The sequence below is a fragment of the Candidatus Nitronauta litoralis genome, from assembly GCA_015698285.1.
Taxonomy (GTDB): Bacteria; Nitrospinota; Nitrospinia; order Nitrospinales; family Nitrospinaceae; genus Nitronauta; species Nitronauta litoralis.
Genome location: CP048685.1, coordinates 3,114,980 through 3,129,518, shown reverse-complemented (window position 1 = coordinate 3,129,518; position 14,539 = coordinate 3,114,980). Strand labels below are relative to the sequence as shown.

Genomic DNA, 14,539 nt, shown 5'->3' with positions numbered 1-14,539 from the left:
ACATCAGGAGTGAGTTTGTTTAACGCTTCTGGCATCACTTATTTTGGTTTATATACTTATTCCAAACAAGCAATCTCAATTACCAGAATATTTACCTGACATTGGGTTTAACTACAGGTGTAGTCGGCTTATCGCTTTCCTTTTGTTATGAAAGGAGGATTGGGCCAGGCTTAGGACTGAACACAACGGCATTCACCCATGGGATAATCAACACGACCATATTGACACCCACCCTGCTCTATTTTGCTTTTAAAAATTTTTCAAACTAAAACATTCAGCAAAATTTGCTCTTTGCCCCATGGCAAGATGGTGTCCCCGGCAGGAGTCGAACCTGCGGCCCCAGGATTAGGAATCCTGTGCTCTATCCAACTGAGCTACGGGGACGTATTTTGGGTTGGTTTATCTTAAAAAAATATCCAGGCTGGTCAAAACAAATTCCAATATATCACCATTTCCCAGCCTGCAAAACTGCTCTTTTATAAGCCAACGAGGCCTTTCCTATTGTTTCCATACAAATCACGGAACTTTCCCTTCATTCACCGTATCTGATCTTCCAAAAACCCTCACTACCCAAAGGATTTGATTCCCGGTCGGGGGCATTATATGATGCTTACCTGAATTTTAATCCATAGGCTTCCTCTTTATAAATTCCAGGGTCGCCTTTGAAAATATCCAGGAGGTTGTTTCCGCATGATCAAAGTACGTGTCAGTCAAATTTTCAGTCCACAGGTAGATGATGTCGTCAAGGCAAAAAAAGCTCTAGACGAGGGAACTTCGTTTACCGAAGCTGTGGCCAGTTTCAGTACTTGCCCCTCAAAAGAAGCTGAGGGTGACCTGGGCTGGATGCCTGAAGAAAATGCCCAGGGATTAATCGGGCAGGCAATCTCTGAAAACGATGTGGGGAAAATTCTTGGCCCTATTCATTCACCTTATGGTTATCACATTCTCAAGGTCACTGAAATTGAATTGGACATGCCAGATGGTCCCTTCACCCGTGACACCTTGATGACGGAAGTGAACCAGCAATTGCCGGAAGTCCACACGCTGCTTTTCAAGAAGTTTCAAATTGGGATGCCGGTAGCCGGATACAAAGAAGGAGAAACCGTAAATTCAGTTGCTGAAGCCCATAGCAAGAATGTCACGGAAATCCTGGCTTTGCTCAACAATGAAATGGGTGATCAAACCGTAAGCCTGATTTCACCTGAAGACCTCAAGGCCAAAATGGATGATGGTGATCCCAACCTGAGAATTCTTGACATCCGGGAACGTTGGGAATACGACATCGCAAAATTCAAAGGGGCCGAGTTTATAACAAAAGAAACAGTGGAATCTATCCTGGGGAAACTGAAGCCGGAAAACGAAATCATCTTGATCGACTGGAAAGGCGACAGGGGTCCCAGTTTTGAAAAGTATCTTGCAGAAAAAGGCCTGCACAATGCCAAAACCCTGGACGGCGGAATAGACGCCTGGGCTGACCGTATCGATCCCTCTGTACCCCGGTATGAGATTGATGAAGAAGACGAGGACTACCGGTACGATGATGTGTTCGATGACCTTCCCCAATAAATAAGCCCGAATCTTTGTGGGCACCAAATGAGTAGTCCATGTCCCACCTTCTTTCAATAAGCGACCTCAATACCTGCTTTGATACCGACGATGGCGTAGTCCAGGCGGTTCGCAATATTGACCTCCATCTCGATCAGGGAGAAATTCTTGCCCTAGTCGGTGAGTCAGGGTGTGGCAAATCTGTAACTGCCCTTAGTGTAATGGGCCTGATCCCCACTCCTCCCGGCCGTTTTGCTTCCGGAAGAATAGAGTTTGAAGAAACCGACCTGCTAAAATTAGATGAGCAAGGCTTACAAAATATACGCGGGAATGCCATCGGGATGATCTTCCAGGAACCCATGACGTCACTAAACCCCATTTTCACCATAGGTGACCAGATAATGGAAGTCATCCTGAGACACCGGAATGTTACACAGTCCGAAGCGCGCGAGCAGGCCCTTTCCATGCTAAAAAAGGTAGCGATCTCATCACCTGAAACCCGACTCAATCAGTATCCGCATGAACTTTCTGGTGGCATGAAACAACGGGTGATGATTGCCATGGCGATTGCCTGCAACCCCAAATTGTTGATTGCAGATGAACCCACCACCGCGCTGGATGTTACAGTACAAGCCCAGATATTGGAACTCTTGGATGAATTGCGGCGAAACACAGGGATGGCCATTCTCCTCATCACCCACAATCTGGGAATCGTTGCTCAATATGCAGATCGGGTTGCTGTCATGTATTCCGGGAAGATTGTTGAGGAAGGAGGCGTCGAAACTATGTTTGAGAATCCGGCCCACCCTTATACTCGCGGGTTGTTAAATTCGTTGCCAAAGGGAGAAGTCGGGCTTCCCCTTGAAACCATTCCGGGAATGGTTCCTCACCCCACCCGCCTGCCCAATGGCTGCGCTTTTCACCCCAGGTGTAGTGAAGTTCACGAACCCTGTGCCGAGAATCCGCCAGACTGGTTCCCTGCTCCAGGAGGATCCTCTGAACATCGTACAGCCTGCTGGTTGTATCAAGCCTCTCCTGGAAACCCGGTGACACCATGACACCGCTTCTTGAAATAAACTCCCTAAAAAAATACTTTCCTGTTTATGCAGGCTTGTTTCAAAAAGTCGTTTCCCAGGTTAAAGCTGTTGACGATGTTTCACTTTCAATTGAGAAAGGGGAGATACTTGGGCTCGTCGGAGAATCCGGTTGCGGGAAAACCACACTGGGTAGAATGACGCTTCGATTGATTGAACCCACAGAAGGCGAAATAAAGTTTGAGGGACAGGATATTCTGAAACTTCGACCGCAGGATCTCAAACTGCTCCGTCCAAGAATGCAGATTATTTTCCAGGATCCCTTCAGTTCATTAAATCCAAGGTTTACTGTACAGCAGATTCTAGGAGAAGCCTTACTGGTGCATGGTCGAGCTACACGTGACAACATTTCAGAAAAACTGGATGAACTAATGAACCGGGTCGGATTATCCCCTCAATATAAAAATCGATACCCCCATGAGTTCTCGGGTGGCCAAAGACAGCGGGTCGGAATAGCACGAGCATTAGCACTCAATCCGGATTATATAGTCTGCGATGAACCGGTGTCTGCACTTGATGTATCTATTCAGGCACAGATAATCAACCTGCTTATGAATCTTAAAAAAGAATTCAACCTGACCCTGCTGTTTATCTCCCACGATCTGAATGTTGTTCAGCACTTGTCGAATCGAACGGCGGTGATGTACCTTGGCCGGGTGGTTGAACTGGCCACAACTAAAAAACTGAATGAAGGGGCAGCACACCCTTATACCCGTGCACTGCTTGCTTCCAAGCCCAATTTAAATCCTAAAGAGCGTGCCAGGAGAGCCCCTTTGGCCGGGGAAGTTCCTTCTCCCATGAACCCACCCTCCGGGTGCCATTTCCATCCACGCTGCCCGGAAGCCCGGGACCATTGCAAGACCCAGATTCCCCAAATGGTCCAGATCGAAGACGGACATTTCGTCCATTGCCATCTTTATTCTTGAGCGACCTTTCCCAAATAGCGTCAGGTGTTTTGTCAGTCACCCATCACGTCACTCCTGCGTTCATCGTAATAGGCTTGGGATACCTGTTTAACAAAATATTCAAAAATGGGATTGAAACACTGGTAGGGGTCAGCATGAGTCTGCTTATCCCCTCTTTTGCGTTTGTGCATCTTTACCAAATGGAATTGCATGCCGGTCAACTCAACACCCTTTTCCTTTCCGCCTGGATCATCCTCTTATTGCCAGGTGTCCTGGCCTGGCTCTATTTTCAAAAGCAAGACATGAACCATCGAGGCTTGTATCTTCCGATCATGTTCATGAATTCGGTTAACCTGCCTTTCCCGATTTTACTTTCAGCATTTGGTGAAGAGGCTTTTCCCTATGCCCTGGTTTTCTATCTGGCCTCCCTCCTGGGAATTTTTACGCTTGGCTCGTTGATCGTTGCAGAGAAGAAAGGCTTTTTTCAGCTTTTTAAAGAACCTGTGATCTACGCCATCGCAATCGCCATGTGGATGAACCTTGGAGAGGTAGACGTTCCAGAAATCCTGATTCAACCCTTGTCACTTCTTGAATCAGCCACAATTCCGATTGTTTTATTAGTTCTGGGAATGCAGTTGTCACGGGTCAAAATACGCCAATGGAAATTACCTCTTTTGGCAGGAATATTTCGATTAGGCGGAGGTCTGTTGGCGGCCGTTTTATGTATCTGGCTTTTTAAGCTGGAAGGCCTCCCTCAAAAGGTTGTGCTTCTGGAGGCAGTCATGCCCAGCGCAGTAATCGGTGCTCTGGTTGCTGAAAAATACCAGGCAGACCCTGAACTTGTCGCCTCCACAGTGGCTTTATCAACATTTGCCTCTATTTTTATTATCCCTCTGGTCCTTTATTACATCACTTGAAAAAGTTCTGAGAATATTGAATCTCTTCCAAAACATTTTGAATTAGTTAAAAAAATATCAGGTTTTGGTTTTCATTTTTTAAACAAGTAAACAATCATTTCTATTCCCTGGCAAGGTTGCTTCGTATCAATGTGTATCTATACCTTCAATTTTTAACTGGCAACCACCCAGATTCGATAATACAATCACATCAAAATCCAATCTAAAATAAAGAAATATTTTATTCCGCGTGACTCATGGAAGTTTCCCAACTAAAGGAAATCGAGCTCTTTCAATATCTCCCTGATGAAGTTCTAGAAGAATTGATTACAATCTCGTCTCTTATTCATCTGGATGCAAACGAGACCTTGTTCGAGGAAGGGGATCCTGGTGAGACAATTTACGCCGTCATTTCAGGACGTCTGGCCTTATATAAGGAAGGACAGGAAATTGCCCTTATTTGGCAGGGTCAGTTTTTTGGAGAGATGGCTGTAATCGAAGAAAAGCCCAGATCAGCAACCATAATAGCCTCCAGTGAAAGTCAGTTAATGGAGATACCCAATGACTTTTTCCAGAAACTTTTAGTCAACCATCACTCTTTTTTCTCAACAGTATTGACCACCATGTGCCAGCGTGTCCGCGGAAACCTTCAAGACCTGGCTCTGGGTTATCACAAAATCAAATCACAAGAGCAATTATCCTCCCAAATCCATCAGATTATAGACAGTTCCCCGAGTGAAATCCTGATATTTGACTTTCCAAGTGGCCGATTGGTTCGCTCCAACACTGCTGCGGTAAGGCGATTAGGATATCTCCCAATGGATATTCAAAACTTGACCATCTATGATTTGATAAAGGATTTATCCAAAGGAAAATTTATTTCCCAAATGGATCAGATTATTGCAGGCAAGCAAAACTCTCTAAAGTTTCAAGCTCTTGTGAACCTGAAAAATGATGAAGAATATATTACCGATGCCATCATCCAGCCAATGGGACATTCTTCGGAATCCCTTTTTATTGCAATCTTCAAGGATAAAAATGGCTCGAAGCCCCTGAATGGAACAGGGGAAAATCAGAATAATTACGATTCACTAACGGGCCTACCCAACCGGAATCTGGTCAATGACCGGATTCAGTTCTTCCAGGCCTACGCAGAACGTCATGACACCCTGTTCGCAATCATCGTTTTGGATATCGACAATTTCAAAACCTTAAATGAAGGTCTCGGACCAAAAGCGGGTGACGAGCTTTTGAAATTGATAGCAAACCGATTAGTTCAGTGTTTGAGGAAAGAGGACACTGTCGCCAGGCTTGGTGGTGATGAATTTCTCATATTGCTAAACATCAAAGAAGAAGGCGATGCTTCCAGAATGGGAAAAAAACTGATGCGTCTTTTTGAACAAACCTTCTCCATCGAAAAAGAAGAAGTTCGGGTAGGGGCAAGTGTTGGAATTGCCTTGTTTCCTTACGATGGTAAAGACCCGGTTTCCCTTTTAATGGGAGCCGATGCTGCCATGCACAGGGCTAAAGAACATGGCAAAAGAACTTATCAATTCTATAATTCCTCTCTTCTTACCAAGGCGGCTAATCAATTAAAAATTGAGAATGCGTTGTATCGCGGCCTGGAGCAGGATGAATTCGTTCTGTACTATCAACCCAAAGTTTCAACCAAAAATTTTCAAATCATGGGCGTTGAAGCTCTGCTACGCTGGAACCATCCTGAAAAAGGCCTGGTCCCTCCAGGCGAATTCATTCCCGTAGCGGAAAGCAGTCGGCTGATTGTCCCTTTAGGGGAATGGATTCTTAAAACAGCGTGCAAGGCGATCAAGGAATGGAGGGACCTTGGGCTCAACGAGTTCACGGTAGCTGTCAATATTTCTGGTTACCAGTTTAATCATAGTAATATCCTGCAAACAGTGGATCAGGCCCTGAAATCTTCAGCTATTGACCCCGCCGGACTCGAACTCGAACTTACCGAGTCCATACTGCTTGACGACACAAAAGGGTCATTAAACAGAATTAACCAAATGCGGGATATGGGGCTACAGCTTGCGATTGATGATTTTGGGACAGGTTATTCATCATTGACCTACTTGAGAGATTTACCCATCAATAATTTAAAAATTGATCGTTCCTTTATTCATAATCTTCGACACCAAAGAAATCTGGCAATAGTCAAAGCGATTATTACTTTAGCCAAAACTTTAAAATTAAAAACTATTGCCGAAGGAGTAGAGGAAGAAGAAGAACGAAAACTCCTGGGTGAAATGAATTGCGACCAGATTCAGGGTTACCTTTACAGCAGACCGATTCCCCACAGAGAAATGACAGCATTGTTAAAAAACTCAATTGAACTCAAAAATGAGTAATGCCAGTCTCCCCACTTCCAGCTTCAATTCTTCCTCAACATCAAGTTTTTATTGCCCTTTTGGCAAACAGATATTAAATTGATTTCTTAGCCTGATTAAATTCTTTTGACTCAAAGGCGATTTCTGATATGACCTCGCCACCCTTATCGGTTTAATTTATGGACTCCGCTTCCTTTTCAGGAATTCTTCTTGGTATCGCTTTAATAATAGGAGCCATATTCATTGGTGGAGAAATTCACAATTTCTGGAACCTCCCAGGAATCATGATCGTTATTGGAGGTACGATTGCCGCAACATTTGTCACTTTTCAATTAAAAGATGTTCTCCGGGCCTTTAAGGCGGCCGCTTTTGTGTTTCGGGAAAAAAAAAGAGACCCAAACGATATGGTAGAAACCATGGTCGAACTTTGCACCATGACGAGGCGGCAGGGACTGATTGCCATCGGGAAAATTGAATTTCAAGATGGAAATGCTTTCCTGAGAAAAGCCTGCAATCTGATTGCCGATGGTTCCAAAGAAGACAACATCCGGGATACCCTTAATATTGAAATCGAATCGCTCAAGCAGCGACACTTGATAATCCAGGATATTTTCAGGAAGATGGCGACTTATTCTCCTGCATTTGGAATGATTGGAACCCTGATTGGCCTGGTCCAGATGTTAAGCCGATTATCCAATCCCGAAACCATCGGACCCGCAATGGCCGTTGCATTACTGACCACTTTTTACGGAGTTCTCTTAGCCAACTTGATTTTTTTGCCCATCGCGGGAAAGCTAAAGGACAGGACCTTGAACGAAGTCATCATGCTTGAAACAATTTTTGAAGGGGCAATTTCCATTTTGAATGACAACAACCCGCTTTCTCTTTATGACAAGTTATCGGCCTTTATTCCCGAAAGCGAGCGGCGCCCCCTCAGCAGAACAGGAACGGGTAAGAATTTTAAATAAAAACATGAAAGAAACACAGGAAAACCAACAACTCAAGGAACAAGTCCGTATAAAAAATACGGAGTTGAACAGGGTGCGTGTAGAAAAGATCAAACAGGAAGAAAAGGTTCAGTTCCTGCAGGAATTCACTCAAAAGCGAATCAAATCCCTGCAAGCCAAAATTGAAGAACAGGAAGAAGAAATCCGCTATTTCCAAAAACGCGGATTGGAAATTTCAAAAAACAGGAAAGACCCAAATTCTGACAATCATCTTGAAGCGGAGGAGAGCGCAGAAGATTCTATCAATCAAAAGGAACGGTATTTAAAAACCCTTCAATACCTAAAAGAGATCAAAGCAAAAAATGATCAGTTGGGCCTTAAGCTGGAACACGAGAAAAAGGAACGGGATCGCCTGACAAAAGAAAAGGGAATACTGGCTCGTGAAATCAAGCGTATAAGAGATGAACCTAGATCGACATCAATAAACCCTGGACTCAGCGAAAATGCCAGGATAATTGAAGAGCGCATGGAAAAGGCCCAAGTTCGTTACGAACAACTTTTGAAAGAAAAGGACGAATTAATTTCGAGTTACGAAGAAGCCATACACGCAGCAACAAATTCTGGAGAGGCCTCGCCAACAGCAATTAAAATACTGGCTGAAAATCTCGAGGAACTTCGGAAAGAGAAAGTTATGCTGGAGAGCAGCCTTGAACGCGAGCGCAAATTGCAAAAAACCAAGCTGCAAAGACAACTTGCTCAACTTGAGATTGAAATCACACAACAATTAAAAAGAAAATTAAACCGGAAGAAAAAATCCAAAGATAGCCTCCTGGAGTCTATTGAGGATGGAAGCACCGACGGATGGATCACGACCTATGCAGACCTGGCCACTCTGCTCATGACTTTTTTCATTCTTTACTATTCTCTCGGGCAGATGGATATAGAAAAAATTCGCGATGTTGTCGAGGAAGGAGGCCCTCCTGAAAAGCTTCAAAGCATAATCAAGGCAAAAGACAATCCTGAATCACTTGAAATGGCTATGGGTTTAATCCCAAACCAAATTGAAAAAGACATGCAGAGTTTATCCAAACAACTAGAGAATCAGGTGGAAATCGAATCACCCCCGGGAGAGAATAAAATAATTTTAAAACTTCCAGGGGAAACCTTGTTTTCATCTGGCAGCGCAGATCTGGAATTGAAAAAAAGCCGTGAAATTCTGGAAGAAATCGTAAAGGTTGCAAAAAAATATTCAGGGTATAAAATCCAGATAAATGGTCATACAGACGATGTCCCAATAGACTCGGAAAAGTTTCCGACAAACTGGGAGTTATCTGCGGCAAGAGCTGCCGCAGTTCTGAGATTTTTCCTGGATAAAAATATTCCCGCAGAACGAGTCTCGGCTTCAGGTTACGCGGACACTTTCCCCGTGGCGGACAATGACAGCGCGCCGGGTCGCAAAATCAACAGGAGGGTTGAAATTGTTCTGGAAAAAGAAGGCTGAAGAGGGAGAAGGGCTGAAACACATAAAAGTCCCGCCGGACAGCAGGCAGGCTTACCGGATCTCTCCGTCAGAGCTCGACCCGATTGTTGTGAATTCTGGAAAGGATTCCTATGATGTTGCAGACATCAGTTCTGGCGGTCTTTCATTAATCAGCGACAAGTTAAAGGTCGAAGATGAACTCGATATAACTTTTACCCTGCCGGTAAGCGAAGACAAAATAGAAGCACGAATTAAAGTTCTTCGAGTTGGCAGGAAAAATATTCGCCACTGTCAGTTTCTTGGGCTTCAACAGAAAATGGAAGACAAAATTCACAAATACGTACTTGAACGCCAAAAGGAAGAACTTCGGTTCTGACCGCCCCCAAACCTCCACTCACCCCTAAGGTTATTTTGAGCCATCCCCAACCCACACCCTCTGACTCCTGGAATGAAACTGAGCTAAGGATGTTAAGGACCGTAGACCTGTTCCAGCAGAAACCAGGAATCATTAAAAAAGCAGAAGAAAAACTGACCGCCCTGAACCTGGCCCTGCAAAACCTGATTTCAAATGGCAAAACTTTCTGTCCCGAAAACGCCGATAGGACAAAGGGGCAAATAGCCAGAGGTGAAAACCATAAGGGGTTTCCCTATCTATCCCTCGACATGCCCCAGCTTTTAAACAAGAAAGAATTTTTCACCTTTCGCACCCTATTCTGGTGGGGACATTATCTGGGTTTCTCGCTCATATTAAAGGGGGGAGATTTTAAGGAATACCAGACCCAACTGCAGCAAAACCGCCAAGTCCCCGGAGCCAACGAAGATATATTTTTTTCAGTTTCAGAAACACCCTGGGTCTGGGAAATCGATAGCACGGCGCACCAGAGACTTGTTGAAATACAAGATGAAAAAATCATCCAGCATTGCGACCAGGCAGGGTTTATTAAGCTGTTAAAGGTCTATCCTATGAGTCGACCTGAATTTTCCTCACTTGATTGGACAGCTATTGGATTAGAAACTTATCAGGCCATGATCACATTGATTTCGAAACCTGTCTGACAAAACCTCAAAATCTGTTTTTTAATCCGGAAAAGGTAAAATTCAAAACTTCAAATCCAACCAATCAACCTGGTAAAATTTTTACTAATGGCAATAACCGGTTTGATTGGCTCGTTGATACAACTTCAAGGTTTTCCCGATCGTATAACTTAAGATAAAAAAAAGAATGTGTGTAATCCGGTATGGGTGAAACTTTACTGGTGGGTATGTGGAGAGGTGTAGGGGTCATGAAACTTTTACGGCGAGTTGAGCGAAACACCTCCCCGGCACCGGCTTTTTGTTCAGATCTGACCATTCGGCAAAAGTGTGGAATTTCTGGAGAGAAGCGCAGTAGAAAAATTTGGTCAACGGGTTCACATGTTTCAAATTGCTTTGCAAAAACAGGTACCCCCTGTCCATAGAAAGGTAATTTATTACTAATATCCTGTGGAGAAATGGCGAAACAGTCTTCAGGAATAGGAGAATCGACGTAGGTCTGAGGCAGAACATCTCCATTGTCCTCACCTGAACTCCCTATTAAAGCTTCTACATCCCGAAGCCTCACCAATGGAATATTCAATCCAACTTCCTTCCAAAAGATTTGCAATTTATTCTTCATTAAAAATAATTAATTTTATTTTACCTTACACAGCATACTCTCAAGTGAGAAAATAAAGCAGCCTTTTGGGCCCTAAACTCGTGAATTCTTCAGCGTTTCGTTTCTTTGTCAGTTAAAAAACAATGGCTCCGGATGAACTACGAACAAACTTGTGATTACCTTGACGATTTAATTAAAAGCGGCATCAAACTTGGTCTGGAAAATACCTCTCGCCTGCTGAAGGCACTAGGAAATCCACAGTTAAAGGTTCCAACAGTCCACATTGCCGGTACCAATGGGAAGGGATCTACTGCGATCTTCACAGAGTCAATTCTACGAAGTGCCGGATACAGAACCGGCCTCTACACCTCCCCTCACCTTCTTGATTACCGGGAACGAATTCAAGTTAACCGACAGGAAATTCTGCCGGAGGAACTGGCGCAGGTTGCGACCTGCATTAAGGAAGCTTGTGAGCAAGAAAATATCCCGGCCACCTATTTTGAGGTGGCAACGGCTATTGCCTTTCTTCACTTTTTCCAGAGTGGATGTGAATGGAATATCATTGAAGTTGGAATGGGGGGTAGATTGGATTCAACCAATCTATGCAAGGCCCAGGTTTCGGTGATCACTTCCATTTCCAAAGACCACGAAAGCAGTCTGGGCCAAAACCTGGAGGCTATCGCAGCAGAAAAAGCCGCCATCATAAAACCCGGCGGTACAGTTCTTGCTGGAAAAAATAAGCCTGAGGTTTGCGAGGTTATTGAGGCCTGGGCGCGGGAAAAAGGGTGCCCTGTCGAATTTCTGGGCCGGGAATTTAAAATTCGCGGGCGAACCTGGAACGGCCATGTTCAAACATTCGATTGGAGCAGTCCAGATTTGTTGCTTGAGGGGCTGGAAATCCCCTTACTGGGTGAATTTCAGGTACAAAATGCTGCTTTGGCAGTGGCAGCGACACGCCAGGCAGTTAAGACACAAGAGGCTGTTTTGAGTGAACACTACCTGCGATCAGGTCTTAAAAATGCATACTGGCCGGGCCGAATGGAAGTCGTTGAGACAAACCCAATAGTTCTCCTGGATTGTGCCCACAATCCTGATTCTGTCAAAAAACTGACGGATTCTATCCGGGAGCATTTTAGGTTTGAAAAATCCAGAGTGATCCTCGGGGTCATGAAGGACAAAGACCTCCCACAAATTGCTGAAATTATAGGCAGTTTTGCAGATGAGGTGTATATCACTCAGCCCAGGATGGAACGCAGTGCAGACCCCCATAATTTGTTTAAATTATTACAAATTTCCAACAAAGTTATTGAAATTATTGACGAAATTCAATATGCTTTGCATACAGCAAAAAATCGATCCGGGCCCCGCGACCTCATACTGGTTACCGGTTCAGTGTTCACCATCGCTGAGGCAAAGCAAAGCATTGAACATCAAAAGCTTCATTAGATTATTTGCACTTCTCGCGGTGTTTGCCTTAGGTGCAAACCTGGCTCAGGCTCAGGATCGATACCAGGGCAGCCAGTTCCCCTCTCCTTACAACTACGCGCCCATTCCAACACCTCCCCCTGAAGCAAAAAAAACACGGACTGATGCCAAAACCAAAAAAAATACCGAGCCCCCTATCCACATATCTGCAGATCACCTGGAGCAGATTTCCGAAAAAAATCAAATCAGGGCCTGGGGTCGGGTTCGCATCACTTACCAGGGTCGGATTATCAAAGCGGACCGTGTTCTGGTGAACCCTAAAACCGGAAGGGGTGAGGCCGTTGGACACGTGTTGATGATTGCTGAAGATGGAACGAGGCTGCGCTCAACGAAAGCCCAGATAAACATCAAATCAGAAAAAGGCCGGTTGTTCGACGCTGAAGGCACCCTTGGGAGCCCCAAAGGAATCAAGTATTTTGTAAAAGGCAAAGAAATCACCAAGCTCAGTGAAAATCACTACAAGATCACGGAAGCCAGCCTGACTACCTGTACCGGTAAAATACCGGACTGGAAAATTGAAGTTGATGACGCAGACGTGGAAGCCAAGGACCGGGCATTATTCAAGGGCGGTGTTGTCAAAATCCGTAACATGCCTGTCGGCTATATCCCCATTGGATATATACCGCTCGACAACCGAAGAAAAACAGGGTTTCTGACCCCCAGCATTGGGCAGTCCAACCTGGACGGGTTTACTCTTGGCAATTCTTTTTTCTGGGCGATCAACGATCATCAGGATGCCACCATCGGAGTCCGGTACATGGAAAACCGGGGAGTCGAGACTTCACTCGAATACCGATATACCCCGAGTAAAACTACGACGGGCCAATTTAACGCAGTGTTAATTGACGACAATGTCACTGGAAATTTTTTCTGGAAAATCGACGCCTTTCACCAGCAACAGCTACCCTATGGATGGGCACTGAACGGCAAACTGGATTTATCCTCAAGCGACAACTTCAACAAAACATTCCGAGACCAGACCGAAAATAGAACACGGCGCAGCACCGATTCCTGGGCGACATTGTTTAAAACCTGGGGCAATCAATCCTTCGACCTGCTTGCGCGATTGAGAGAAAGTGAAGACGATGGGCGCGACGACACCTTCGGTATCCTGCCCCAGGCCATCTGGAGGACACAGCCGGTCGAGATAGGGAAAACCAATATTTACTTTAATCAGGATACAACTTTCACTACATTTGTAACCGATCTGGATGGAAGCACTCTGACGGACCAAGTGGTCAACCTGCAAAGGATCGATATTCATCCGCAGCTTTCTGCCCCAGTCCAGCTTTTCCCATGGCTAAACTTCACGCCTACGGTGGGGGTCCGCAATACTTATTACAGCGACTCCTTTCAGGGAACAACATCGCACGGTTCTATCAACCGGGAGTTGATAGACGTTCGTGGTGTCCTCGAGGGTCCGAAATTCAACAAAATTTTTCAACTGGATTCCAATGGCGGGGACACTAAGATCAAACACGTAATCGAACCTCGCGTTCAGTATGACTATATTCCAGATATTGATGAACTGGACAGAAATCAGATTTTTCAAATCGACGGGATTGATCAGATTCCAAACACCAATTCGATTTCCTACTTTCTGACCCAGCGACTGTTGAAAAAAGTCACCACAGACGGCTCCAGCAACACCCAGCAAATCGCGCGCTTCGAAATCAGTCAAAGCTATAACTTTAACGAAGCTGGGCGGTCCTTGACCTCTTCGATGGATAAGAATCGACCATTCTCATCTCTCCGCTTTGATCTGGACAGCCGTCCATTTGATTGGTTGATGGTGAACATGGATTCAACGATTGACCTCTATGATGGAATTGTTCAGACCGTCAACTTTGATGTTGGTGTGCGCCCGACAGACAACCTGATGGTCATCATGGAACGACGTATGGCGCACAACACCTCGGCTTCCATTCTCGGAACAATCGACTATTCTTTCCTACCTGGCTGGAACATGAAGTTCAGCACGCGCTTCGATGAGTTCAACGAAACCCTGCTTGAAAAAAATGGACGCTTGTCGTTTAATAACCCTTGCGGATGCTGGGGTGTTTCTGTCGATGTAATCCAACGCCTCAACATCAACGGCGGACTTCGACAGGAAGAGACCCGGTTTCTCTTCAACCTGACACTTAAAGGGCTTGGCGAAATCGCCGGAAGTGAAGGAGAATCCTTTATCCACCGTTCTTTCTGATAA

The 14,539-nt window shown here is 45.0% G+C and carries 12 protein-coding genes and 1 tRNA gene; 11 read left to right on the top strand and 2 right to left on the bottom strand.

Annotated features, from left to right (window positions below):
* Positions 1–307 precede the first annotated feature (307 nt).
* Positions 308–384, bottom strand: a tRNA-Arg gene (locus tag G3M70_14265).
* A 306-nt stretch (positions 385–690) separates the two neighbouring features.
* On the opposite strand from G3M70_14265, the gene G3M70_14260 reads away from it, so the two are divergent.
* The 9 genes from G3M70_14260 to G3M70_14220 all read left to right on the top strand — a co-directional run bounded on the left by G3M70_14260 (position 691) and on the right by G3M70_14220 (position 10,271).
* Complete coding sequence (locus G3M70_14260; GenBank protein ID QPJ62975.1) at positions 691–1,566, top strand: hypothetical protein; 876 nt, start codon at positions 691–693, stop codon at positions 1,564–1,566.
* 38 nt (positions 1,567–1,604) lie between these two features.
* Positions 1,605–2,603 (top strand): ABC transporter ATP-binding protein, encoded by a 999-nt coding sequence (locus tag G3M70_14255; protein ID QPJ62974.1) that lies wholly within the window; start codon positions 1,605–1,607, stop codon positions 2,601–2,603.
* Positions 2,600–3,565, top strand: coding sequence for an ATP-binding cassette domain-containing protein (locus tag G3M70_14250; GenBank protein QPJ62973.1), 966 nt, complete (start codon positions 2,600–2,602; stop codon positions 3,563–3,565). The genes G3M70_14255 and G3M70_14250 overlap by 4 nt, the downstream gene beginning before the upstream one ends.
* A gap of 134 nt (positions 3,566–3,699) precedes the next feature.
* Complete coding sequence (locus tag G3M70_14245) at positions 3,700–4,461, top strand: AEC family transporter (GenBank protein QPJ62972.1); 762 nt, start codon at positions 3,700–3,702, stop codon at positions 4,459–4,461.
* 236 nt (positions 4,462–4,697) lie between these two features.
* Positions 4,698–6,809 carry an EAL domain-containing protein gene (locus G3M70_14240; protein ID QPJ62971.1) on the top strand — a complete coding sequence of 704 codons (2,112 nt, stop codon included), beginning with the start codon at positions 4,698–4,700 and terminating at the stop codon, positions 6,807–6,809.
* A 158-nt stretch (positions 6,810–6,967) separates the two neighbouring features.
* Positions 6,968–7,756, top strand: coding sequence for a motility protein A (locus G3M70_14235; GenBank protein QPJ62970.1), 789 nt, complete (start codon positions 6,968–6,970; stop codon positions 7,754–7,756).
* 4 nt (positions 7,757–7,760) lie between these two features.
* On the top strand, positions 7,761–9,236 hold the full coding sequence (locus G3M70_14230; GenBank protein QPJ62969.1) for an OmpA family protein: 1,476 nt from the start codon (positions 7,761–7,763) through the stop codon (positions 9,234–9,236).
* Complete coding sequence (locus tag G3M70_14225) at positions 9,214–9,591, top strand: PilZ domain-containing protein (protein QPJ62968.1); 378 nt, start codon at positions 9,214–9,216, stop codon at positions 9,589–9,591. The genes G3M70_14230 and G3M70_14225 overlap by 23 nt, the downstream gene beginning before the upstream one ends.
* Positions 9,592–9,680: 89 nt before the next feature.
* A complete protein-coding gene (locus G3M70_14220) occupies positions 9,681–10,271 on the top strand; it encodes a hypothetical protein (protein QPJ62967.1) in 591 nt (196 codons plus the stop codon).
* 64 nt (positions 10,272–10,335) lie between these two features.
* Here G3M70_14220 and G3M70_14215 read toward each other — a convergent pair whose 3' ends face one another.
* Positions 10,336–10,830: a hypothetical protein gene (locus G3M70_14215; GenBank protein ID QPJ62966.1), complete on the bottom strand. Its 495-nt coding sequence runs from the start codon at positions 10,828–10,830 to the stop codon at positions 10,336–10,338.
* A 171-nt stretch (positions 10,831–11,001) separates the two neighbouring features.
* Here G3M70_14215 and G3M70_14210 point away from each other — a divergent pair, with 171 nt between their 5' ends.
* Together G3M70_14210 and G3M70_14205 are read left to right on the top strand one after the other, a co-directional pair.
* Positions 11,002–12,294, top strand: a complete 1,293-nt coding sequence (locus tag G3M70_14210) for a bifunctional folylpolyglutamate synthase/dihydrofolate synthase (protein ID QPJ62965.1) — start codon at positions 11,002–11,004, stop codon at positions 12,292–12,294.
* Positions 12,272–14,536: an LPS-assembly protein LptD gene (locus G3M70_14205; GenBank protein ID QPJ62964.1), complete on the top strand. Its 2,265-nt coding sequence runs from the start codon at positions 12,272–12,274 to the stop codon at positions 14,534–14,536. The genes G3M70_14210 and G3M70_14205 overlap by 23 nt, the downstream gene beginning before the upstream one ends.
* The last annotated feature ends 3 nt before the right edge of the window (positions 14,537–14,539 follow it).

Bases quoted from the DNA above. Each gene is read 5' to 3' on its own strand.
- G3M70_14260 (QPJ62975.1), top strand. From the start codon at position 691: ATGATCAAAGTACGTGTCAGTCAAATTTTCAGTCCACAGGTAGATGAT.
- G3M70_14255 (QPJ62974.1), top strand. From the start codon at position 1,605: ATGTCCCACCTTCTTTCAATAAGCGACCTCAATACCTGCTTTGATACC.
- G3M70_14250 (QPJ62973.1), top strand. From the start codon at position 2,600: ATGACACCGCTTCTTGAAATAAACTCCCTAAAAAAATACTTTCCTGTT.
- G3M70_14245 (QPJ62972.1), top strand. From the start codon at position 3,700: ATGAGTCTGCTTATCCCCTCTTTTGCGTTTGTGCATCTTTACCAAATG.
- G3M70_14240 (QPJ62971.1), top strand. From the start codon at position 4,698: ATGGAAGTTTCCCAACTAAAGGAAATCGAGCTCTTTCAATATCTCCCT.
- G3M70_14235 (QPJ62970.1), top strand. From the start codon at position 6,968: ATGGACTCCGCTTCCTTTTCAGGAATTCTTCTTGGTATCGCTTTAATA.
- G3M70_14230 (QPJ62969.1), top strand. From the start codon at position 7,761: ATGAAAGAAACACAGGAAAACCAACAACTCAAGGAACAAGTCCGTATA.
- G3M70_14220 (QPJ62967.1), top strand. From the start codon at position 9,681: ATGTTAAGGACCGTAGACCTGTTCCAGCAGAAACCAGGAATCATTAAA.
- G3M70_14210 (QPJ62965.1), top strand. From the start codon at position 11,002: ATGAACTACGAACAAACTTGTGATTACCTTGACGATTTAATTAAAAGC.